We start from the raw sequence: 20,741 nt of genomic DNA on the forward strand, positions 1-20,741 counted from the left end.
GGTCCCGATAGTTGACGAAACCTCAAACATATTTTTTCGGCGATTTTCCCTAAAATAGAAAGCGTAACTTTTTGACGCCTCAGGGTCGTGGCCAGAAACATTTGGCAGTAACTCAATGGGTTATATGTTGTTTAAACAACCGCGTGGCCTACGTTGAGGGGCATCGATCCGGCTCCTGTTCCGAGCGGAGGACTATCCCCGCTGACAGCCGCCCGACGTGTCGGGCTGAGCGCTGCAATCACGGCGCAGGCGCAGCCGCAGCGGCGGCATGCTCGCAGCCGATCCTTTGCGGGTTGATGGCGCCAGGTGCCGCCGCTACCCGCCTTGAAAAACGACCCGTATCAGGATTCACTAAGGCTCAGGTGTTCAGACTCCGCGCTTCCGACGACTAGGCTCTGAAGCCGCACCTCCAAGACAATAGGGTTTCCCTTTGCCGGATGGAGGCGGTCAGAAACCCAACGCTTTGGCCAGCATCGGTTCAAGAACCAGATCCGGCCGACCTCCCTTTTCGCGAAGCTCCATTGCCCTTATGATCTTCGTGCCTTCGTGGCTGTGCTTCCAGTCCCGAGACGCTTCGGCCGCGACGATGAGGTAGTCGGTCTGGCCGCAGACGGTGTCCTTCCAATCACCGCCGCGTTCGCAAATCATCGCAGCGATTGCCTTTCGCGGGCCGATGGCGAACTTTCCCGTGAGGACTAACATCCGGCTCGGAATCACGAACTGGCTTGCATCCTCCAAGGCGCCGTCAATGACACCCACATTGCCGAAGGTAGGCAGCCCCGTGTCTGTCGCGCTGTCGCCGACAAGACGGGCAATCCACCCGCATATGTCTTCTGCCTCGTCGGCGGTTATGCGACCGTCAGCAAAAGACCTTCTGGCAGTTTCTCCGAGAGATGCCACGCGGCTGTCTCTGCGCAGGACCACACCCGAGTCCAACCTGGACAGCAGTTTTTCGACCTCTGCTGGCGTGATGGAGTTGTCGCAGGCGATACCGGCACAGAATCCGTAGAACTCGTTGACTTCGTCCTTGTCGTCAGCGGCGACAAACTCCCGTGAGCGTATGCCGATTATCGTTTCAAGGACGGCGTAGATCTCTTCGGGCGCGTTACCCCAAATGTCCAGATCGCGGATGAGCTCGGCAGCATCATCGTCGTGAAGAAGGGACAGGAACTGCTCAGCTTCGACCCTGAGTGGCGGCATCTCCGCCCGCTCGACCCGCTCCTTGGCCATCACGCCCTTCAAGAACCCGAGCCAGTACCCCAACGCCTTGCGGTGATTTGCCTGCGCATGGACTCTGCCGGGCGCGGCCCCTTCGTGTTCGAGTTTACCGCTCCTTCCGCGGAACACTTCAACCATTGTCGCCCCCCCTCGACGCTACTTTTCGATTGTAGCAGACATCACAACACTCATCTATCCGCCGACTAGACAACGCGTGCCGAAACCGGAAGGCTTAATCCCCTTAGCTCCTTGCTTTCGAAATGGTAGGGCCAGGTTGCCACCCCCAGGAACGGCGTTTCGCCCGAGCGGCCGACCAAAGAAGACGCTCTGGACTCACCAAGGATCAGGCCGCCTGAACCCGGTCCGCCTCCGACGCGCTCTGTCCCTCGCGCAGCCGTGCTCGTCCTCAAGGGACGCTCCGCTCAAGCCCTTGCGGAGTGCGCGCGCCTGCGCTTGACGGAACGCGCGACGGCGGCTCCGGGGATCAGGCTTGGGTTCCAGGCCGCTTCGTGCGGGAACCTAAAGCTCGGAGACCGCCTTTCGCCCACTATGCCGACACTGTTCTGTCCCTGGCGCTGCCGTGCTTGTCACCTTTGATTGCATCTGCCGAATTCTCGCGTATCCTGCGGCTGCGCATGTGAGCACAAGGTGGCGCCTGGCGCTTCGACGAGCCACCCCAGCAAGAATCAGCGTCGGCATGGCGACCGAAAATGCTGAGGCAAGAGACCGCCACTCCAGAAGGAAACGTTCGTCATGGATTCCCATGCCGTTATTGCGTCCCTGCCAATCGCCGGGGCCGACCGTAACTTGCTTATCGAGGCCGCCAACGCCGCGTTCGAAAGGGTCATTGAGCGGATTGAGCCGGCCAACGAGAAGCTGACTCGCACCCTATGGGACGCCGAGTCCTATATCGATAATGAAATCACGGCAGACATGTTGCCTATTTCCCGGGACGAGGCTGCGTACCTCGTCGACGTGTTCCTGGTGCATCATGTCATCGGACTAGCTGTCGCAGCAGACGAGGAGGCCGCTGAATCCCGGCCGTGAACCTCCCAAGAGGCAGCTGGATCTGCCTGCTGCAATCTCGCGGGCCGCGCGATCAATGCAGTGACCTTTGCCGCCATCTCTTCAAGGGTGGCGGTGAGCCGGTTTATCTAGGAGGCGGTGGCGGCCAGTTCCGGGCCGTAGCGGTGACGAGATATTCCGGTTCTGGCTAACTGGAGATGCTTGGCCGTCTTCGCGCGAAGGCGCAGGCCCGCCTCCAGGGCGTGCTCCGTGCGTCTCGACAGGTCGTGCTGCAGTTTGCGGATCTGATTGGGATTATGCCCACGATGGAGCAAAGCGCGGTCGGGTTAGAGTTCATTGGCATGCCGAGTAGCCGCGCGATGGAGTGGCCGTTCCGACGGCCTCTCCCCAAGACTTAGACTACTAGGGAGACGGCGCCGCCACTTCGTCCTCCATGTCGAGCGATTTTTCGACTGCCTCCGGATTCCGGGCGATGGTCCAAAGCAGAGTATTCGCCGCTGCATCCGGTTCCGAGCGACCTTGCTCCCAGTTTCGAAGCGTTGCCAGATCGAGGCCATACCTCACGGCGAACGCCTCCTGGGACAGCTTGGTGCTATCCCGAACTTCGCGAACGCTTATCGGCCGCGGCGCATGAACCTTCGCGATCACTCCTGCGGACGAGAGTTCGTCCTTCAGTGCCCGCAGGTCGTCGACGCAAGGAACAGTCACGAACGCCTTGCCCTGATCGACCATCTCCGTGAGGACCGCATGGGCCGTCCTCAGCGGCAGCTGTCTCCTGACGAGAACCCTAGCAGCCTCAGGAGTATTTGCGCCGTGTAGAAAGCTGAGGCTCAGCCGGACGGGAGAGCCTGACGACACCTGGACGACGTCCCGGGTTCGCACCCGTTGTCCGAACCGCTCCATGAACTTCGATGTAGTCGACATTAAGCTTCTCCGCGATCACTCGATCGAGCTTGCGCAATTTGGACCAACCCCATTGGACCTGGGCATCGCCTCCAATATGGAGGTCACGGACAACAAGATGGTTGCTGCCCATCTCCACGTCCCCCAATAGCTGAAGCACGCCATCGGGCGTGACGACATCAAAGAGGAGGCATGGGTCCTCCGAAATTTCAGCGTCCACAATGAGTTCGATATCATCGGGCTGCACACGCGTTCCCTACGCAAATTGCTTATAGAAAGTATGTCGGGTGCTGGCGAGGGTCAAGGCCTCCCCGGTCTTCGAATTGGCGCGATGCTAGCAACTCCCGAATCGTGCCAACTTGGCGCTGCCGGGCCGCTCGGACGAGGTGAAAACTCACCGCTGCGAGCTTGGCCCGCGAGCGCCCTACGACCTGGTGCTCCGCGTAGACCCAGCCATCCGGTCGGTTGCAGCCGTGGTATCCCTCCCTTCGGAGACCCTTCAGCAACGCAACCTCCGGGGCTGACAACAACCGCCTTCTATTTTGGGGTCTTTGAAAAGACACCTTGCCTGCTATGTTGTCTAAAATCGATTTTTGTTAAACGGAACCTGCGGAAACCCCGATGACGAAGACAGCTGTACGTACGCGTCGCGGCCAAGGGTCCAAGGGCAAGCGGACGAGAACCCTTCCCAAACTGGCTGAGAAATTGCAGATGCGTCGCTTGGCCAGGATTAACGCCGTCCTGCAGAGGGCGGAAGAATCCGGCCTGCGCGCTGAGAAGGACGGCAGGATTGCGGGGCGGGTGAGTGCTGATCTCATTAAGAAGGCCAAAGCTCGAACCGGATTGACGTCTGATACCGAGCTCGTCGAATTTGCGTTGGCCAATGTGGCTCTGCAAGACAACTTCGCCGAGACCTTCAGGAAAACACGGGGAACTGTGAATCCGACGCTGAAGCTCGGATTCTGAATTGGCGGATTCGACTTTGGTGCGGCCGTAAGATGGTCGCGATTTGATTCCAAAAAACCTTGAGCCGCGGCCCCGACATGGAGCTGCCGGTCATCGGCAACCTCGTCGGGCCTGAAGTTCCGGGCGAAGGCGGCAATGATCCAGCCATCTTCGGCAGTCGCCTGACCCGGTATGCCTCATTCGTCCACGCAGGGCGGCTCCAAGACCTGCGGCAGCCTTGATCCCGTTCCAAAAAAGCTCAATGCAGACTTCCGGTTATGGACAGGCAGGCCGCGTCATAATTTGGATGGGATGTAGCGTCCAGATTTGGCCATAGCCGATCTTGAACTGTTCTTTTCAATCATACGATAGGAGACCATTCGGTCAGAACTCGAATCTTCTCAGGAGCTAATGCCATGGAAGGGGTCACGCGGGCGGTTCAAATGCGTACGAAAAGAGCCAAGGAAGGTGCTTTGCTCACTTCGAAGGAATTCGTTGGCTCTAGAAACCGTGCGGCAGCCGATCAAGCTCTCAGCAGACTTGCGAAAAAGGGCGAGCTGGCGCGCGTCTACAGAGGAATGTACACGCCCTCCAGGAAGACGCCATATGGATATGTGCTGCCGGAAGCGGAAGCCGTCGTGAAGTCGTACGCTTCCTTGTCAGGTGAGAAGGTCGTCAATACCGGTGCTACGGCGGCGAACCGGCTCGGCCTGACGACACAAGTTCCGGTTCAAACAGTCTTTCTCACGACCGGAAAGTCGAAGAACCTGAACTTGGCCGCCGCACAATACGCCTCAAGCACGCGCCCGCCTGGATCACGAGCCTGCCAAAGAACAGGTCGGGCGAAGCCATCCGGGCAGTCGCGCACCTTGGCCGAGCTAACGGTGTCCACTACGCGAAGTTGCTCAAGAACAGACTGACACCCGAGGAATGGACTCGCGTAGTCGCCCTCAAGGGGAAAGTGCCAGCTTGGGTCCATGCGGCGATCTCGAAAGCAGAAAATGAGCGGTGAACCGTTCTTCGATTTGAAACGGGGCCAAGAAAGAGACGCTCTTCTGGACCGCTTCGGCAACATTGGGACGCGAGCCGCATATTCTTGCGAGGCGTGCCGCGCAAGCGCAGGCACGGACGAGAACTATTTGACCGTACCGCGGCAAGCAAAAGGAACACGCCCAGGTGCCGGAAACAGAAACGCCCGTATTGGCTGCACGTCGACCTGATGCGTGCCGCAGGCCAAATATCCAGGAACGCCTCATCGCCGGACCTCAGCCCTGTACCAGGCCGGGCGTGCTCAGGATCACGTGACGGACCGCCTCATAATAACGGACATAACCGGTGCAACGACAAATGTGCGGCGCAAGCGCCTGCTCGATCGTGCGTTCGACATCCGCCCTACGGACCGGCTTCTCTTTGAGATGCTCAACCAGCACGGTTGCACCGGTGACAAAGCCCGGCGTGCAATAGCCGCACTGGAACGAAAAACGTTCGACGAAGGCCTGCTGAATCGCCGAGAGCCGGACGACATCGCCATTCGAGTCGCGTTCGGCATGCGCTTCGATGGTGCGGACGGACTTGCCCTCGAAGAAATGCGCTCCGGTGATGCAGCTCCGCATCTCGCTAGAATTTCCTTCCGGCCCATCGAGAATGATCGCGCAGGCGTGGCAGATGCCTTGGCCGCAACCAAGCCGCGAGCCCGTGAGGTTGAGATATTCGTGCAGGAAGTCGATCATCATCAGATCGTCGGGTACGTCGACCGGGCCGACCTTGCGATCGTTGACGGTCATCGAAAGTGGTCGCGTGGCGACGGTCACGGGAGGGCCTCCAAAATCCTTTCCGGCGTGATCGGCGTTTGATAAAAACGCTTGCCGATGGCGTGGTTGACGGCATTGACGATCGCCGGAACGATCGCGATCATCACGACCTCAGCCATTCCCTTTGGTGGGTCGATTTCGGAAAGCGGCGCCAACACCTCCGATGTCTGTGTCCAGACCGCGACATCCCTGGCATGCGGCAGGCGATACCGGTTCCAGTTCCACGTCCCGTCGCCGGGACCGTCCTCATAGAGCGGCAATTCCTCGAGCAGGGCGTGGCCGACGCCCATAGCCAGGCCGCCTTGGAGCTGACCCGAGACGAGTTCCGGCACGATTTGAGTGCCGCATTCGAGGATGGAATGATGTGCAAGGAGCTTCACGTCGCCTGAGGCGGTGTCCACTGCGATTTCGGCGATCGTCGCTACGCCCGTGTAACAGGTGCCGGCGGCGTTCTGGCGCTTTACCGGCGGATAGAAGACCTGGCGCCGGTCGAGAAAATGGAAGCCGCCGCAGGTCATCAGCGCCTTCAAACCAGCCGGCGCGCTTTGGCCATAGCAGACCGAAAGCGCGTCGACCGGCAAGCGGACGGCGCCGACGTTCGGCACATCGAACACCGCCTCGGCCCATTGCCAGCGGTTGAACACATGGACGCTGACTCCCGTGACCAGGCCGAGCCTGTGCGCCGCCGCCGCGAGTTGTTCCAGTGCGAGCGGCTCCATCCCTCCAGCCGTCAATTTGCCATCTGCGATCCGCACGTCCGCCATGTCGACAGCGAGCGGCCCCGCCCGCCCGCCGCCTGGTCCACTCGACCAGAGCGCGACCGCAGCCGGCCAGAGCGACAGGCGCAGCAGCGCCCGCGCCGCCGTCCGCGTGGCGTGGCCGACGAAATAGGCGCTGTTTGAGGCGCTCATCGGGGAAATAAACGAGGGCGTCCAGCGCGGATTGCGTGTCAGCGCGTCCTCCCTGTCCTGCGGCGTCGTATAGGGCTCCTCGGCGGAGAGGAGAGGCATCTCGGGCCAGTCGACGATCCCGAAGGCGCAGTCGTCCGGCACCCGGCCGATGATGTCGGCGACCATCACCGCCTGCGAGGTGGTCAGGCCCGTGCCGATATCATTGCCGTTCTGGCGCATGGTGAGCCGGCCGGACGGATCGAGCGACAGAGTGGTCACCGCTGCCTCGGCTCCGGTGCCGTAATCCTTCTGCACCTGCGCGAAACCGATGCCGTAGCGCTTACCCGGATTGGCGGTATCGAACGCCGCTTTGTTCGCATCGCGATCCCTCCACAACGAATGGGCACGGGCCCGCTCCAGGATCTCCTCGGTCCTTAGCGCCTCGCCGGCAATGGCGCCCTGCGAGTTCTTCATGCCGGTCTTGAACGCGTTCTTGAGGCGAAGCTCGATCGGATCGATGCCGAGCAGTTCGGCCGCTTCATCGACCATCATCTCGGTCGCGGCCATGGTCTGCAGCGTTCCGTACCCGCGCGTCGAGCCAGCATCGACAGCGCGCGAAGCGCGGACCTCGACCGAGAAATCGCTCTTCGGCAGATAATAGATGCTCTGCGCCGCGCTGGCCCCGACCTTGCCAACCTCGGGCGAGAAATTACGCCGTCCTCCGGCATCCGTGCGATAGTTGCCTCTCATGATGCGGAAGGCGTGCGTGGAGCGATCCACGACAAGCGTATTCTCCATCCAGAAGGCATGGCGCTTCAACCCCATCTGGAACTGCTCGAAGCGGTCGTTGGCAAGACGCACCGGGCGCCCGTCGCCATAGAGGCCAGCCAGGACGGCGTAGTAGGGAAAGATCGAATGATCCTTGGTGCCGTATCCGACCGTGTAACCGATCGAAAGCTCGAGCGCCTTCACCGCGAACCGCGATTTCGACAGCATTTCCAGCGTCGAGGTCGCCACCTCGTAAGGCGATTGGGTCGCGATGAGTGCGTGCAGGGTCGAACTGCCCGGCTCGAACCAGGCATTGCCATTGTCGGCTTCCATCGCGCAGGCGTCGGTCGACTGCGAGAAATAGCTTCGCTTCAGGACCAACGCGCCGTCCCCGGCAGCCGTGATCTCACGCTCGATCTCGCCCGCCGCCCACAGGGCGCGGGCCGCCGCATCGCCGCTCCGATCCGGCTTCGGCCAGACGACCCGATCGCCGTCGAAACTGCCGTAGATGGTGGTGCCTTCGAGCGGAGCGGTTTCATCCGATATCGTACCGCCGATGCGCACGAACCGGCTGGCGCCGTAATGAGGTGGCGTTTCGTAGCCGCCGACCGCGCCCCAGCGCACGATGCCCTTGGCGAAACGGACCAACCGCTTGGCCGCGTCGAACCGCGCGAAATCCTTGTAGATCAAGAGCGCGACTGGCTGACCGAGCAGGCGCGGAATGCGCCCCTTTGGCACCAGGAACATGTCGCCATAGAAGCCGGGAGCCGTCGTTTCCGGCGGCGCAAGACCATCGCGCACAAGGTCTTCGCCGACTATCAATCGGTCGGGCTTGAGACCTTCGCCCAGCAGTGAGAGGTTCAGCCCGTCGAACGGAGCGTCGGCCCGGGTGCCGCGGATCAGGAACGCGTGGCTCTGTTCTTGCGGCCAGCCCGCTATGTCACGGGCGCGAAAATCGCGGGTGAAGGTCTTTTCCCCGGTGACCCTGGCCACGGCGTCCATCCGAAAACGCGGCCGACCGTCCGGTCCGATCCAGTTTGGCGAACGGCCGGGAGAATTGGCAATGGGCGCAGCGGGCCGGCCCAGAAAACCGATCTTGACCGCGATCCCCGCACCAGCCGCCGCTGCGATGAACTGGCGCCGCGAAACCCTGCCGCTCATGCCGTCTCCCCGAACGGCCGAGAGCCCGACCCTACACCCGGCCGGCTCGCCTCACCTATGTACTCCCGACTCGGGGCCGTTTCGCCATTCCGGCATCGCCGACAAACGGAACGGCCTTGCCCGGTCATGAAAAATCGCCGGGCCATTGCGTCAGTCCGCAAGATTGAAGCGCATGACTTCTGCTTCGGATCCGAATGTCCTGATACACACGTTTTTCTGTTGTGAGCCCTTCGAAGGAGATGGTCGAATTCTATGTGGCCGGGCGACACCGGCTGGCTTGTATGTCGCCCGGCGCCCCGCGGAAACAACATTGCGAGTTTTTCCCTTCCTGAATCCGACGCCTGATCGGGCGGCTATTTTACAGCCAAGCTAGCCGCCCACGTGCAGAACTCCCGACAAACTCAGCGGCGCTGCGCGGTTTCTTAAACTTCCAGTCACGTTTGCAACGCGCGTGTTGGAATCGGTGAATCTACGACACATTACCCCCACGTTTTGGCCACGAAGTTGCCGCAATATCCCTCGACATAGCCGGCGTTGCCTGAGACGGTTCGGTCCGGCACCGGCTCAACCAAGCCCCCCGCCCAAGGGTCTGTGCCGGATCGAACCACTCTCTTCATGAGGGACACAGGTCCGAACCCCGAAATGCGCTCATCAGAAGCAAGCTGATCCGCTTCATTGATGCGTGGTCTCCCAAATTGCACAGGGCGGCAAAGACCTGCACGGCGACAATGGTTTGACGCGCGCCTCGGCTTCAGGCGAGAGGCAACTCTGGCCGGCTCTACGATGCCTTCGATGTGAGAGGCTCCTTCGAAGTAGCAACCTGATGCTGGTCGCTAAGCAGGCTTGCCTACCCGTCGCCGCTGTCGATGCTCCCATCATAGTTGGTGTCCTCAACTGTGCCTGATGATCCAACGATCTCGTCGATGTTGCAGTGATCGTGGTAGATCTCGGTCACTGTGCCTTGGCTCTGGCTGCAGATCGGCTCCCTGTTCCCATAGGTTGCGGTCGAACTAAGTTCGAACCGCGTCACAGGCTTTCACACGTGAAAAACGCTGACCGCCATGTTGCTCTCCGCATCGGGTTCGCCCAGGACGTGAAATGCCGCTTTGTAGGATCCATCTGTTCCAACCGCTGGCAGACAGACAAAGTCGACAGCGACCGACGCAATGATGCCTGTCATGTTCATTCCTGGGATTCCCCTCTCGGTCTATCGCGGTTCCGCGCAAGTTTAGGATCATCTGCTGCATCAAGCGTGCCAAAAGAGAAAAGCTTTCAACTGCACGGTTGTGGGCCGCCCGTGTCAGTCGGACCTCTGACATTGTTGCAAAGTCGACACTGTCGTTCTGGCTGGCCATAGGCTTGAGGTCTTCGGTCGCGACCACGCAAGCCAGAGCTGACTCGGCGACGAGAGGCGGGGGCATCGGCAAAAGACGCAACACGTTGAATTGCCCAAAAACAGGCATGGTGTCAGGATGGCTGCATTCCCGCGGTAATACCAATGGCGTCTGACAAGCAGAGCGCGTCGGCGCCACTTGCACCCTCATCCATCGAACTCTTTTGACCCGATCGTAGGACCATCCACAGTTGGCCCCGGACAGGAGCGCGAGAAACCGACCGTCTTTGGGGAAAGGTTTCTGTGAGTCGAGGGGATTGCAGCCAAAGCAAGTTAGTCGATGGCGGGCCTGCATCAATGCGGTTGGGGCGCAAAGCCGCGCGGCAATTGCACCCGGTCAAGGTGGCGCTGAAGTATGCCGTCCTTTCCGAGGTGGCTGCGCCAGGCGACTCCCGTTGAGAAAACCCCGGAACAAAGGCATTGAAGACGTCGCGATCGCCCAGCCGACGGTTGGCTCGCCGCGGGCTGGTGCTGACGACCGCGGCACATAGACGACAGGCGGCCGCGTCGAGAACGGAGCGGCATTGCGCGATGCCGTGCTGCCCGCCCGCGCGCGTTTTTGCCGTCGGACCTTTGCTCCTCGCCTGGCGCCGGTTGGGCCGGGGGATTGCCACGGGTGGCCTGCGGCAGGAATGCCTTGGCGGTGGCATGGTACAGCGATGCTATTGGCGCGGCGCGGCGCAAATTGCCGGTCAGGTCGCGACTGATTTCCTTGCCGAGGGAGCACGACAGCTCGGCCGCGGCTGATCAGCCGGAGTGGGCGATGGTCCTCATCGAAACCGTCGAGCATGCAAGCCTGCGCCCAAAGGAGAACCTGCTGCGGGGGATCTCATGCCGGGCTCTTGCAAGGAACCGGAAGGGGGAGGTGAAAGAGTCGGCGACGGCGTGCCATTCATGCCCTCGGGCAGACCCCACTCATCGCATTTGATGCCAGCCTCATCAGATTTTCCTTGGCTCAGGCGGGCTCTTGGCAGACCCACAGAGCTGGGAACCCTCTGCCAGACTACAACTGTAACATCATATCGGTTCAGCAGGTCAAGCTTTGGTGGTAACCTCATTGGGTAGAATAGCGACTTTGGAGACCGAGCATGGATCGCGATAACAAACGGGCACGCGCAGCTGCAAGTTCATCCCAAGGCGGCAGGGAACCCAGCAACATCCTGTCCCTTCCAGAGGGGGCATTAAGCGAGGTAGCAGAACGGCTGGTAACCGCTAACCCGCGCGATACAGCGCGAAATCTTGGGGGCTTCAAAGACCTCGGGACGCAAGCGCGGACAGCCGTTCGGGGCACTCAACCCGGGCCAGAAACTGACCTCGCGAAATTTGAAAGGCGGGCCAATCAGCTCGGACAATCAGCCATGGAGCTGGCCCGGAAATTGACAGACGGATTGGGGTACCAGCCGGATAACGTCGCATTGGAGCAAGTCAGAGCGGTCAGTAGTATAGCCAATTACATAACGCCACAGATGCAAGATGCTGTTGTTAATCGCATTGGCAACATGGAGCCACCGGAGCAAGCTCTCGGAGCTCTTTACGCTTCACAAAACTTCGGTAAGTTTAATGACGCAAATAAATCCCGCATTTTTGAGCAGGCCATTGAATTGGCGGCTGATCCTCATAATCACCACATGGTCAAGGAGAACGCACAAAATGCCATTATCGCCGTGTATCATGAATTAGACGCAAATCAACAGGCGCAAGCTAGCTCACTTCCCCACCTGCATGGTCTGTTGCAGAACATGCCTCCGCCGCGGTATGCAGCAGCGGAACGGAATGCGAATCTGGACGGCCATATAGCAGGTCTTGAGGCTGCAGTCCGTGCGACAAGCGCGCAAATCTCCTATGAACAGCTGCAGCGGGGTGGTCTAGTCGGTCAGGCCATTAACCACGACTTCAGTCACGCTCGAGACGACCTGATGGCTGCCTCCAGAAGCAGAGATCGCTCGGGCCGTTGAGGTCTCGGCCATGGTACAGTGACGCCTTCTCTCCCGAATTCCGTTCACGGCCTTGCCGTTTCCAATTCGCTGTCCGTTGACGTACCTGCTTAGTGTAACTTTCAAAAACCACGTCTTCGGGTGGTCGATGCAAGCATCGCACCACCCGCTGCGGCATCGATCTGTCGAGCGGCGACATCGCGCGACGTCGGTTCGGTGTCTGAAGCAAGCGCAGCACTAGCTACGGCTAATCCGGCAATGGAACAATGCCCTCAACAAAAACGACGCCCCCAAACATAGCCATTAGCATCGCGTGCTCGCTCGCCTTGGGCTTCTGCGCGGCAAGTCTGTACGCAACGTTCCGCCACGGGGGTAGCGGCGAGGCTTTGATGACGTTTGACGTCCGTGCCTTTTGGTTTGAGACCCCCTTCTATCTGGGTTTCGCAACCCCCGTCTTCTATCGGGGCGCAGCTATCTTGCTCTCGACGTCCGCGGTCGTCTTGCTGATTCAGCGGATCGTATTACGCCACAAGCTCGAACACCACGGGACGGCTCGTTGGGCTCGAGTGGATGAAATGCGACGCACCGGATATCTGCGACGATACCGTGGCGTGACAGGCCCGGTATTTGGGAAGACGAGTGGCCCTTTCTGGCCTGGCTACTACCTGACCAATGGCGAGCAGCCTCACAGCCTCATCGTTGCACCGACGCGCGCTGGCAAGGGCGTCGGCATAGTCATTCCAACGCTACTTACATTCAAAGGCTCAGTGATAGCTCTGGATGTCAAAGGGGAGCTCTTTGAGCTCACCTCGAGGGCGCGCAAAGCCGCAGGCGACGACGTGTTCAAATTCGCGCCGCTGGATTCGGAGCGGCGCACAAACTGCTACAATCCGCTGTTGGATCTTATAGCGCTGCCTCCGCAGCTGCAATTCACCGAAGCCCGCCGCTTGGCCGCAAACCTGATTACGGCGAAGGGGGAGGGCGCGGAAGGTTTCGTCAGCGGCGCGCGAGATATCTTTGTCGCGGGGATCCTTGCCTGCATCGAGCGGGGCACGCCAACAATCGGCGCCGTCTATGATCTCTTCGCCCAGCCGGGGGAGAAGTTTAAGCTCTTCGCGCGACTCGCCATGGAGACCCAGAACAAAGAGGCACAACGCATATTCGACGACATGGCGGGGAACGACACGAAAATCCTGACCTCCTACACTTCCGTGCTCGGCGATGGCGGGCTCAATTTGTGGGCGGATCCCGCTGTAAAGGCAGCTACAAGTCGCTCGGACTTTTCGGTCTATGATCTTCGCCGTCGCAGAACGTGCATCTATCTTTGTGTTGGTCCGAACGATCTTGAGGTGATCGCGCCTTTGATACGCTTGTTTTTTCAGCAAATCGTTTCAATTCTGCAGCGGTCGCTGCCCCGCCGGGATGAAAAGAACGAGGTTCTCTTTCTGCTCGATGAGTTCAAGCACTTGGGTAAGCTGGAGGCGATCGAGACCGCAATTACGACCATCGCGGGCTACAAGGGTCGCTTCATGCTCATCATCCAGAGCCTCTCCGCACTGACGGGGGCCTATGGCGAGGCTGGCAAGCAGAATTTTCTCAGCAATACCGGCCTGCAAGTGTTCATGGCCACTGCCGATGACGAGACTCCGAACTACATTTCCAAAGCTATCGGTGAATACACGTTTCAAGCCCAATCGATTTCCTACAGCCAGGCGCGCACGTTCGATTGGAACATCCAGAATTCACATCAGGGTGCACCGCTGTTGCGTCCCGAACAGGTGCGGCTACTTAATGACGAGTACGAGATCGTTCTCATCAAAGGTCTGCCACCATTGCAATTGAGGAAGGTGCGATATTATTCGGATCGCATTCTGAAACGCATCTTTGAAAGCCAGACAGGCGCCCTCCCGGAGCCGGCACCCTTGACGATAGCAGACGAGGGGCTCTCGGCAGAATCTCAACTCGATGAGCCGCTGCGTGGATTAGCGCAGGACTTTGACGATACGGTTTGATGTGAGGCTAGTGTGGACCCGCGAAATAGTAATCCATCCCGGGTATCAGCTTTGTCGCAGGTGCAGGATGCCGGCTTGGAAGAGGGGCAAGCGGGCCAGGCCCGGCAAGTGGGCGATGAGCAGCACCTTGCCGAGGCCCGGAGGCTGTTCAATCAAGCTGACGAGTCGCCAACCAATCCAGAAGAGGTTCTGCGACTTGAACAATTGAGCGCAGGGCTTGAGCGAGGGCAGGATCAAGCCGCCTCGTCTCTTTTCAGCGAGCCAGGGATGCCCGCTGGACCGGGTGACCTCAACAGCATCGTGGCCGACGCTTTCGCAGCGGCCGGCTCTGGGCACGCCGGAGTTGAGGCCGCCGCCCCGCCGCCGTTAGCTGCCAGCCAACAGCAGATCCGGCCCTGGCCGGAAGCGCTTGGCCAGGGCAACCACCTGCTACCCGAGTGGGTGATCATCAACGACGAACATTACACAGCGCTGGTGCGGCCAGCCGAGAGGCAGAGGGCCCTGAATACGCCGCAAGCCGCCGCCATTCAGCCGCCGCTGAGCGAAATCGGCAATTCAGGCGGCGGCGTGCCGATGCAGCCCCTCGTGCAGCAATTGGGTGAATTGCCATTGGAAGGGGTATCCGTTCAAGGGACAGGGTCCGAACACATCGGAAGGCTGCATGCGGAGGCCGCGCCCTCCGCAAGGGCTGAGCCCCCCGCTGCCATCGAGAACTCCATAAACGTCTCATTCGCCGTCCCCAAAGGCTTCTCCCATGGGACTCAAGTCCCAGACGCGATGCTCTCTTTCTTAGACCGCCATGGCTCATTGCCGGATGCGGGCCAGGCGCGGCAGGTGAGCTTTGAGCAGCACGTGGCCGAGTCACGCCGAGCCGATCCGGCTCCTGTCGCGGGTGGCGCCCGTGCTACCCGCTATCCCCATCTCTCCGGCGAACACCGGGACCTTATTGATAAGGCGATCGCTCACGCTGCGGTTCAGAAAAAATTTAGCGAGAGCACGGTCCGAAAATACACGTATTCACTTCGCCAATTGGCGAATGATCTCGGCGCTCGTGGCCAAGCGACTGATCTAAAAAATCACCAATCCCTGGTCGATCACGTCGATGCTTTCTTTCCGAAAAACGACGGCATAAAGAGGGCGTTGAACGTCCTGCGTGCGTATCATGAGCCGGGCTATTCAGCGACTGTCGGGCGGCCAGCGCCGGTGCCCTCAAAAGCAGACGCGCATCTCATTGAACAAGTGACCAGTGACAGCAGGTTGGCCCCAAGCAGCCGTGCTGAGTACGGTCGTAGTCTTCGCAGATTTTCTAAGGCGCTTGAGAGTTGGGGCCTGACGATCTCTGGGCTGGATCATGATTCGCGGATCGAATTCGCCGAGACGTTGTTTCCAGACAAACGCAATCTCATCTTCGCGTTGCAACGGGTTCGCGATGCGGAGCCCGCGTCACCTGGCGCCCGTGCTACCCGCTATCCCCATCTGTCCGACGAACACCGGGACCTTATTGATCGGGCGATCACTCACGCTGCGGTTCAGCAAAAATATAGCGAGAGCACGATCCGAAAATACACGTATTCACTTCGCCAATTGGCAAATGATCTCGGCGCTCGCGGCCAAGCGACTGATCTAATAAATCACCAATTCCTGCTCGATCACCTCGATACTTTCTTTCCGAAAAACGACGATATAAAGACGGCGTTGAACGTCCTCCGTGCGTATCATGAGCCGGGCTATTCAGCTACTGTCGGGCGGCCAGCGCCGGTGCCCTCAAAAGCAGACGCGCATGTCTTTGAACAAGTGACCAGTGACAGCAGGTTGGCCCCAAGCAGCCGTGCTGACTATGGTCGTAATCTTCGCAGATTTTCTAAGGCGCTTGAGAGCCGGGGCCTGACGATCTCTGGGCTGGATCACGATTCGCGGATCAAATTCGCCGAGACGTTACTTCCAGACAAACGCAATCTCATCTTCGCGTTGCAACGGGTTCGCGATGCGGAGTCCGCGTCAGCCGGGGGTCTCGAGACGGCCCGGAGGCTGTTCGATCAAGCTGACGAGTCGCCAACCAATCCAGAGGAGGTTCTGCGACTGGAACAGGGGTTGAGCGAAGTGCTTCAGCGACGGCAGGATGATCAAGCCGCCTCGTCTTTTTTCAGCGACCCAGGGATGCCCGCTCGACCGGGTGACCTCAACAGCAGCGTGGCCGACGCTTTCGCAGCGGCCGGCTCTCGGCACGCCAGAGTTGAGGCAGCCGCCCCGCCAGATCGGGCTGTTCCTATCGCCGGCGCATGGACACGTTCCTGGCGGCGTGTGGGGTAACGCATGTCCGCTGGATGGAACTCGGAACAATGGACGGGATCATCGGCTGCGTCGCCGCCGGGGTAGGGATGGCCATGCTACCTCGGGGGGTCGTTCAGGATGCGGCAGCCGACGGACAGGTCATCATACACCAGCTATCTGACAATCTGCGGTCGGCGCCGACTGTTTTTGTGACGCGGAGCGACGAGTATCTCTCCGCGGCACTTCAGGCTTTCATGGCGGTGGCGTCTGAGGCGCATTCACGGCCTCAGCCGGAAGGACCAGAGCCGGCCCGACAACTGCAGCGGGCTTAAGAAAGGTGGAGCAAAAACAAGGGGTCAGTCAGACCCAATCGTCGGCGGATCTTGATGGCAGATCGTAGGGTCCGTTTGCCCAGAGATCGCCTACGATTCTGGAAAGGCGCTGCATGCTGCTGCAAAAGCAAGAAAGGAGCGCGGATTCGGAGCACAATGGGCTGGCCAGGGTGCGCCGCTTGCGCGTGCCATGCCCGCGGCCAAACTCATTTCGACATCGGTTAAGGAGCTTGAGGTCAGCACTGCTGCTCTTAAGACCGAGGTTCAACAATTATATCGAGATCAGTAAGTGTGACTGTCGTCGACGGTGACCCGCAGCAGCCGAGTGCCCCATCTGTGGGATGCCTGCGTTTGGGAAACTTGGACAGTCACACGATCTTCGCATGATCGCTGAGGGTACACCCGCCGCGGGTCAATAGCCTATCAATCGATCGTGGAAGTTTACGGCACCCAAGGCTGGCGGCGGAGCTGTTCATAGCCCACTGAACCAGTTGGAGCCCTGGTCTACCCAGTAGCCGCCCGGATAATCATTGGCGACGAACACCTCTAGGATATGCTTGGGGTTCTTAAAGCCGAGCTTAGTCGACACCCTAAGCTTCATCGGTGAACGATATTTGAGCGGCAAGAATCCTTCCCGAAATCGAGCGACAGGATGGTTTGCGGGTGCAGTGCTGTCGGCACATCGATACTGGAATAATAGCGGTCCGCATTTGAAGCCGACATATTTGGCTGTCATGTCCGCGCCAACATGCTGGAGGAAGACGCTCAGAGGAATACCCCTCCACTCACCGATCGCGCTCCAGCCCTCGCAGGCTCCTTGATCCCGCGCACAATTCCGTTGGCAGCATTCTCGACTTTCTCCGTTCGGCTACACGGCTCAGGATGCAGGAACTGCTGCTCGAGCAGTTCAAAACGACGGTCGTCTTCGTCACGACATCGACGAAGCCTTCCTGCTTTCGGATCGAATCATCGTCATGCAGGGCACAGCCAGGTCGCATCCACGAAGAAATCAATATGGCCTTCGAGAGGCCGAGGACCACTGACATCATCGCGTCCGGCGAGTTCTTGCGTTTGAAGCAGCGTTGCCTACAGCAGCTTCGTAGCGACAGGCGGAGAGATACCCTGGCGCGGCTTTCACCTCTTGGTTAATTGGAGCTGTGCTTCGCGGATTCCCTTCTCGGCTAAGCCCAACCACGAGCGCGCCTCGGCTGATTCCAGCGTGCGTTTGGCGCCGCATCCCGCTCCTAAACCGTCAACTCCTTTTCCACGCAGCTAACGCAATGTATTTCATAATTATGGCCCGTCGCCCGATTCCTCTCACGGCGTTACCAGAACCGCGCTCGGCGGGCTTCGGGCCCGAGAAACCAATACGCGAGGGCCGCGTCGCGCAATAGCCCTTGAAGCCTTCGGCGGCGAAGCGCTCTGCCAACGCCATATGCAGCTCTTGGACTTGCCGGTCTGCCGGATCATGTCGACGGTGCCGACGTCATCGTCGGTCCAGCCGGTTCGGAGCCGCCTCAAGAACATGGAAACTTCTCAGCGGGCTATCTGTTCGACGGGAGCAGTGTGTCGCGCGGCCCTGCCCGACCACCGACCCACGACGGCATCACACGCTTCTCGCTGCCGCAGATTCCGGAAGGTCCCGACACAAGGCGAATGATCGCGATGGATTACATCTTTATGTCAGGCATTCCGGCGGCTTCGAGCGGCCGAGCAAGGCGGACGACGACCGGACAGACGCCTTCCGCATCGCCTTCGATATGCAGTACCAGGGCAAACGCATTCCGCTGGAACTCGGTTCAATTTCACGCTGATGAATGACGGCGCCTACTGGCATGCGCTGGAGCGCTTTGCCGCGAGGTCTGCACCAAGCCCGATGTCGAGTGCATCAGCTATTGCGACTATGTTTCACGGCGACGTGACGGCGAAAAGCAGACGTCGGTGGGCGGCTGACTAGAAGCGCTCGCCGCCCGCCACGCTCAGCTTACCGGCTGATCCTCAAGGCGCAAGCCGGCCCGCTCTCGCGCCAAATAGTCCCGGTCGATTTCCGTTAGCGGCGCCCCTTCTAGCGTCGCCTCGAAGGCGCGCAGGCGTTTGTAGATGGATATCAGCTCGACGATGGTCGGCCAGGAATTCACGAGATATTGGAACGAACTGGCGACTTGGGAAAACGCGGTGACAATTTGCTGGAAAACGCCAAATGTTATCTTGCCGATTGCCAAGGTCGGAACAAGAAGAAAGGTAGCAAAAACGTTGTCGACTTGGAGATAGAGATAGCGGACCATGTCGAAGTAGACATAATGAGCGTATAGCGTGAAATAGTTCTTCCGAACATTGCTGAAAAGCTCGGCCAGCGTTGGTGGCTGCGCTCGTGCCGTATCGTCCTCGCCGAGGACAAGCTCCTTTCGCAGCGCGGCTTCAACGCGCTGATTGCGAAATTCCAGGCCGGGAAGCTTGATGCCGACGATTGCCAGCAAGCCGGTGCCAAACAGCGACCACCCGACCGCCGCGATGACCAGCGGATAAGGGATTGCGCCGACGATTGGAAGCGTCGAGACATGGAGGGACAGGGAGGCCAGCAAGGGCAGGAATGCAATCAGGGTCATGATGGAGTCGATGAAGTTCACTCCGAGCCCCTGCATTGTGCTGGAGAAGCGCATCGTGTCGTCCTGAACGCGCTGCGACGCCCCTTCGATATGGCGCAGCCGCGGCCAGTAAGCGGTAAAATAATCGTTCATCGCGGTGCGCCAGCGAAACACGTAGTGCCTGACGAAAAACACGTTCAGAACGGCAATGCTCATATAGACCAGGGCCAAGGACAGAAACTGCCATACGCCGTAGTAAAGCTCGGCAGGGGAAACGGAGCCCGGTGTGGTGAGTGCCCTCTGCACCATGTCGTAAAACATGCCGCGCCAGTCATTGAGCGCCACGCTGAGCTGGACGATGAAATTGGTGACGAAAATGATCAAACCAGAGCCAAGGATCGACCAGTTCTGCCAGCGATGCGGGGAATACAGCGCCCAGAAAAGGTAGAATACGCCCATACCGGCGAAGAAATATCCATAAAACCAGAGAAATGCCGGCGTCAGGAATCTTAACGGGCTGATGACTGGTGCTGCCTGCGGGTCGACCGGCGGCATGCCGAGCATCGTGCCAAGGTGCTCACCGCCGAAAAACCACAGGAGGACGAGCAGAAGGCTCCAGACGGCGGCCGAGATGAAAAAAGGCTTCGGCTGCGGGAAGAAGGATACGAACACGTTGGGGAAACTCCTCGGTTGATGCGCAAATCAGCGGCGTTGCTGTCAGCAGGCGGTGACATACGCCAGCTTCGCCATTTTGCCAAAATCGTCGTGTCAGTAGTAGACGATGATGTCGCCGACGGCCTCGCCGGAGATCTTACGCGCTGCGTCGGAGGCAGTCTCAAAAGAATCGTCAGTGATCACCACCACATGCTCGCCCTTCGCACCCGCAGACGGACCGCTGTAGAAGCTGCTCACCGGGCTGCCAGACTTTGCGGCGGCGTTGTTGACGAAGTTCGCGCCAAAACCGTCGTCGCCGCGGCCCACCGCATCGAAGGCGAAAGTGTCCTCCTTCGCGTTGAAATCGCTGATAGTGGTAATGTCCGCCGTCCCCTCGACTACTCCGTGGATCGAATTGTGGAACTGGAACAGAAACGTGTCATTGCCGGCCCCCCCGTCAAATTGTCTTTGCCGTCACCACGTAGAGGAGATCGTCGCCGGGACCGCCGAAGAGCTTGTCATGATCCTCGCGACGAGGCGCGGTTGGAAGCGGCCGTTGTCACCGCGAAGATAGTCGTCGCCCGTTCCGCCCCAAATTCGGTCATTCCCTCGCCGCCGATGCCGTGATCATCGCCATCGCCACCTTCGATCTTGTCATTGCGGCGACGACCCTCAAGCCGGTCATTGCCCTCGTCACCCGCCATCCAATCCTCGAGATCGGTGCCGATGAGCCATTCGGGACGCGAGGACCTACCCTCAATGATGTTTGCCATCGCAAATACTCCTTATGATGCAACCCACCACGCCACCTGGCGCCCTCATATTCCTCATCAGATAA

General features: G+C 59.6%; 16 protein-coding genes and 3 pseudogenes. 8 read left to right on the forward strand and 11 right to left on the reverse strand.

All coding sequences use genetic code 11. The features are described 5' to 3' along the window. Window positions 1–447: 447 nt before the first annotated feature. The gene (locus AC0L28_RS18675) at window positions 448–1,356 is read right to left on the reverse strand and encodes a BRCT domain-containing protein (RefSeq protein ID WP_473479313.1); all 909 of its coding nucleotides are present in this window, start codon (window positions 1,354–1,356) and stop codon (window positions 448–450) included. 615 nt (window positions 1,357–1,971) lie between these two features. Between AC0L28_RS18675 and AC0L28_RS18680 the strand changes: the two genes are divergently transcribed. After that, window positions 1,972–2,265 (forward strand): hypothetical protein, encoded by a 294-nt coding sequence (locus AC0L28_RS18680; protein ID WP_473479315.1) that lies wholly within the window; start codon window positions 1,972–1,974, stop codon window positions 2,263–2,265. Window positions 2,266–2,646: 381 nt separating this feature from the next. Here AC0L28_RS18680 and AC0L28_RS18685 read toward each other — a convergent pair whose 3' ends face one another. Together AC0L28_RS18685 and AC0L28_RS18690 are read right to left on the reverse strand one after the other, a co-directional pair. Continuing rightward, entirely contained in the window at window positions 2,647–2,976 is a 330-nt protein-coding gene (locus tag AC0L28_RS18685) for a helix-turn-helix domain-containing protein (RefSeq protein WP_473479318.1), read from the reverse strand. 64 nt (window positions 2,977–3,040) lie between these two features. Further along, window positions 3,041–3,394 carry a hypothetical protein gene (locus tag AC0L28_RS18690; RefSeq protein ID WP_473479320.1) on the reverse strand — a complete coding sequence of 118 codons (354 nt, stop codon included), beginning with the start codon at window positions 3,392–3,394 and terminating at the stop codon, window positions 3,041–3,043. A gap of 374 nt (window positions 3,395–3,768) precedes the next feature. Here AC0L28_RS18690 and AC0L28_RS18695 point away from each other — a divergent pair, with 374 nt between their 5' ends. Beyond that, window positions 3,769–4,113 carry a hypothetical protein gene (locus AC0L28_RS18695; protein ID WP_473479323.1) on the forward strand — a complete coding sequence of 115 codons (345 nt, stop codon included), beginning with the start codon at window positions 3,769–3,771 and terminating at the stop codon, window positions 4,111–4,113. Window positions 4,114–4,535: 422 nt separating this feature from the next. Further along, complete coding sequence (locus AC0L28_RS18700) at window positions 4,536–5,012, forward strand: DUF6088 family protein (RefSeq protein ID WP_473479581.1); 477 nt, start codon at window positions 4,536–4,538, stop codon at window positions 5,010–5,012. A gap of 345 nt (window positions 5,013–5,357) precedes the next feature. On the opposite strand, the gene AC0L28_RS18705 is transcribed toward AC0L28_RS18700, so the two are convergent. The 3 genes from AC0L28_RS18705 to AC0L28_RS18715 form a co-directional block, all read right to left on the reverse strand. Beyond that, window positions 5,358–5,903 carry a (2Fe-2S)-binding protein gene (locus tag AC0L28_RS18705; RefSeq protein WP_473479325.1) on the reverse strand — a complete coding sequence of 182 codons (546 nt, stop codon included), beginning with the start codon at window positions 5,901–5,903 and terminating at the stop codon, window positions 5,358–5,360. Then, on the reverse strand, window positions 5,900–8,722 hold the full coding sequence (locus AC0L28_RS18710; RefSeq protein ID WP_473479328.1) for a xanthine dehydrogenase family protein molybdopterin-binding subunit: 2,823 nt from the start codon (window positions 8,720–8,722) through the stop codon (window positions 5,900–5,902). The genes AC0L28_RS18705 and AC0L28_RS18710 overlap by 4 nt, the downstream gene beginning before the upstream one ends. Window positions 8,723–9,758: 1,036 nt before the next feature. Then, on the reverse strand, window positions 9,759–9,902 hold the full coding sequence (locus AC0L28_RS18715; RefSeq protein WP_473479330.1) for a hypothetical protein: 144 nt from the start codon (window positions 9,900–9,902) through the stop codon (window positions 9,759–9,761). Between the two features lie 1,301 nt (window positions 9,903–11,203). On the opposite strand from AC0L28_RS18715, the gene AC0L28_RS18720 reads away from it, so the two are divergent. The 4 genes from AC0L28_RS18720 to AC0L28_RS18735 all read left to right on the forward strand — a co-directional run bounded on the left by AC0L28_RS18720 (window position 11,204) and on the right by AC0L28_RS18735 (window position 16,664). Further along, window positions 11,204–12,070 (forward strand): hypothetical protein, encoded by an 867-nt coding sequence (locus AC0L28_RS18720; protein ID WP_473479332.1) that lies wholly within the window; start codon window positions 11,204–11,206, stop codon window positions 12,068–12,070. A 245-nt stretch (window positions 12,071–12,315) separates the two neighbouring features. Next, window positions 12,316–14,061 (forward strand): type IV secretion system ATPase VirD4, encoded by a 1,746-nt coding sequence (virD4, locus tag AC0L28_RS18725; protein WP_473479334.1) that lies wholly within the window; start codon window positions 12,316–12,318, stop codon window positions 14,059–14,061. 51 nt (window positions 14,062–14,112) lie between these two features. Then, window positions 14,113–16,371: a hypothetical protein gene (locus tag AC0L28_RS18730; protein WP_473479336.1), complete on the forward strand. Its 2,259-nt coding sequence runs from the start codon at window positions 14,113–14,115 to the stop codon at window positions 16,369–16,371. Next, complete coding sequence (locus AC0L28_RS18735) at window positions 16,341–16,664, forward strand: LysR substrate-binding domain-containing protein (protein WP_473479339.1); 324 nt, start codon at window positions 16,341–16,343, stop codon at window positions 16,662–16,664. The genes AC0L28_RS18730 and AC0L28_RS18735 overlap by 31 nt, the downstream gene beginning before the upstream one ends. Before the next feature lie 472 nt (window positions 16,665–17,136). Here the strand turns inward: AC0L28_RS18735 and AC0L28_RS18740 are convergent. After that, window positions 17,137–17,460, reverse strand: a pseudogene (locus AC0L28_RS18740) (molybdopterin-binding protein); the annotation flags it as partial. A gap of 740 nt (window positions 17,461–18,200) precedes the next feature. Here AC0L28_RS18740 and AC0L28_RS18745 point away from each other — a divergent pair. Beyond that, window positions 18,201–18,617: pseudogene (locus tag AC0L28_RS18745) on the forward strand (polysaccharide deacetylase family protein); the annotation flags it as partial. Window positions 18,618–18,643: 26 nt separating this feature from the next. Here AC0L28_RS18745 and sbmA read toward each other — a convergent pair. The 4 genes and pseudogenes from sbmA to AC0L28_RS18765 all read right to left on the reverse strand — a co-directional run. Beyond that, entirely contained in the window at window positions 18,644–19,921 is a 1,278-nt protein-coding gene (sbmA, locus tag AC0L28_RS18750) for a peptide antibiotic transporter SbmA (protein WP_473479342.1), read from the reverse strand. Between the two features lie 96 nt (window positions 19,922–20,017). Beyond that, the gene (locus AC0L28_RS18755; protein WP_473479345.1) at window positions 20,018–20,230 is read right to left on the reverse strand and encodes a hypothetical protein; all 213 of its coding nucleotides are present in this window, start codon (window positions 20,228–20,230) and stop codon (window positions 20,018–20,020) included. A gap of 147 nt (window positions 20,231–20,377) precedes the next feature. Beyond that, window positions 20,378–20,500 (reverse strand): hypothetical protein, encoded by a 123-nt coding sequence (locus AC0L28_RS18760; RefSeq protein WP_473479584.1) that lies wholly within the window; start codon window positions 20,498–20,500, stop codon window positions 20,378–20,380. A gap of 50 nt (window positions 20,501–20,550) precedes the next feature. Beyond that, window positions 20,551–20,676: pseudogene (locus tag AC0L28_RS18765) on the reverse strand (hypothetical protein); the annotation flags it as partial. Window positions 20,677–20,741 lie beyond the last annotated feature (65 nt).

This window comes from Mesorhizobium sp. WSM4847, from assembly GCF_055811335.1.

Coding starts and splice junctions, on each gene's coding strand:
- AC0L28_RS18695 (WP_473479323.1), top strand. CDS start 3,769: ATGACGAAGACAGCTGTACGTACGCGTCGCGGCCAAGGGTCCAAGGGC.
- AC0L28_RS18685 (WP_473479318.1), bottom strand. CDS start 2,976: ATGGTCGATCAGGGCAAGGCGTTCGTGACTGTTCCTTGCGTCGACGAC.
- AC0L28_RS18720 (WP_473479332.1), top strand. CDS start 11,204: ATGGATCGCGATAACAAACGGGCACGCGCAGCTGCAAGTTCATCCCAA.
- AC0L28_RS18680 (WP_473479315.1), top strand. CDS start 1,972: ATGGATTCCCATGCCGTTATTGCGTCCCTGCCAATCGCCGGGGCCGAC.
- virD4 (WP_473479334.1), top strand. CDS start 12,316: ATGCCCTCAACAAAAACGACGCCCCCAAACATAGCCATTAGCATCGCG.
- AC0L28_RS18735 (WP_473479339.1), top strand. CDS start 16,341: ATGGACACGTTCCTGGCGGCGTGTGGGGTAACGCATGTCCGCTGGATG.
- AC0L28_RS18710 (WP_473479328.1), bottom strand. CDS start 8,722: ATGAGCGGCAGGGTTTCGCGGCGCCAGTTCATCGCAGCGGCGGCTGGT.
- AC0L28_RS18700 (WP_473479581.1), top strand. CDS start 4,536: ATGCGTACGAAAAGAGCCAAGGAAGGTGCTTTGCTCACTTCGAAGGAA.
- AC0L28_RS18715 (WP_473479330.1), bottom strand. CDS start 9,902: ATGACAGGCATCATTGCGTCGGTCGCTGTCGACTTTGTCTGTCTGCCA.
- AC0L28_RS18675 (WP_473479313.1), bottom strand. CDS start 1,356: ATGGTTGAAGTGTTCCGCGGAAGGAGCGGTAAACTCGAACACGAAGGG.